This is a genomic window from Methanospirillum sp. (genome assembly GCF_035406105.1).
Lineage (GTDB): Archaea > Halobacteriota > Methanomicrobia > Methanomicrobiales > Methanospirillaceae > Methanospirillum.
Map to the genome: position 1 here is coordinate 1 of NZ_DAONKG010000361.1, position 1349 is coordinate 1349.

Consider the following 1349-nt stretch of genomic DNA (forward strand, 5'->3'; position numbering starts at 1 on the left):
CGAAAGGCGGTTCGCAACTAAAGCCAGAATAACAGATGCAAGACCGATTGCCATAAGACGGGCATATGACATGATGTTGCCTATGGTTCCCATCACCTCAATAACGCCCCTGCTGCCTCCACCATAGAGCAGACCGGCGATGGAGATCAGCATCAGGATAACGACGGCGAATAGGAGTGATTCCGGTACATGCCCTGCGTACGATCCAATGAGCAGCAGAATTCCGGTAACAAGGCCCAGCATCCCGGCTTTTTCGATGATGTGTTTAGTCTTGTGATGGCGGTATGCATTCAGGATTCCAAGCGATAAACCGAGAAATACATGAAATACACCAATACCAATGGTGAGGATGAGCAGGGGTATGATGGCCTCAATCCGGTTCCAGGTGATGCCAAAGATGGTCAGGGGATGAATCCAGCCCATATGCTCTCCAAGATCACCAAAAAACTCACCATATATATAGCCGAATACTATCGTTGGTATCGATGAGATCATCAGGATACTCATGAGCTGGCAGATCCAGGGAATATCCCTGAATTTTAACCGGACAACAAGGCTGAAACAAAGAATAACCAATCCATATCCGATGTCTCCAACGATGAGACCAAAGAACAGGGGGAAGAATATGGCTATCAGCGGAGTGGGATCTATCTCACGGTACATGGGCGGAGTAACCAGATTCATAAAGAACTCAAATGGTTTGACCCATGCAGGATTGTCAAAGAATACCGGGGCATTATCATACTGCTCCGGATCATCAGGGAGTTCGTGAACTACCACCGACTCACCAAAACTATCCATAAGGGCTTTTCTGGTTGCAGGAAGGAATTTTTTCGGGATCCATCCCTTCACCACAAAGGTATACTCGGTCTGCCCGAAATGTGAATATGCAGATGTTTCTTCAAGATAATCGGTAAGCAGCGTCTTTAATGTAACGAGTTCTGCATACCATACGGTAGAGAGATCACGGATCTTTTCCTCTATCTCCGATATCTCAGCACGAATTGCATCTTTGTCTGCCTGAATCAGAACAAGAGCGTCATCCAGGGGCATATTCGTATACTCCTGGGGTATCCGAACTTCATTTACATTTTTTGAATAGAGAAAATCGTGGACCTTATTGGCATATTTTTTGCTGAATACTGTGATTACAGCGATATTTTTTTCATCGAGGTCAGCGCTGATGAACTCAAACTGATTTTTTGTGATCTCAGAGAGAAACGGGTGAATAACATCAAGAACAGATTCAAACTCCTTTTGAATGATAAGAATCGTAACTTCGAACCCTTCCAGTGTGGGAAGTTGTTGCTCAAGAGGGGAGATCTTTTTGATAATCTTTTCGTACCGGA

Annotated in this window: 1 protein-coding gene; it reads right to left on the reverse strand. The window is 44.9% G+C overall.

What is annotated here, in order from left to right:
* A partial coding sequence (locus PLA23_RS13475; RefSeq protein ID WP_324475549.1) for a V-type ATP synthase subunit I occupies positions 1–1349 on the reverse strand: 1349 nt, incomplete at both ends.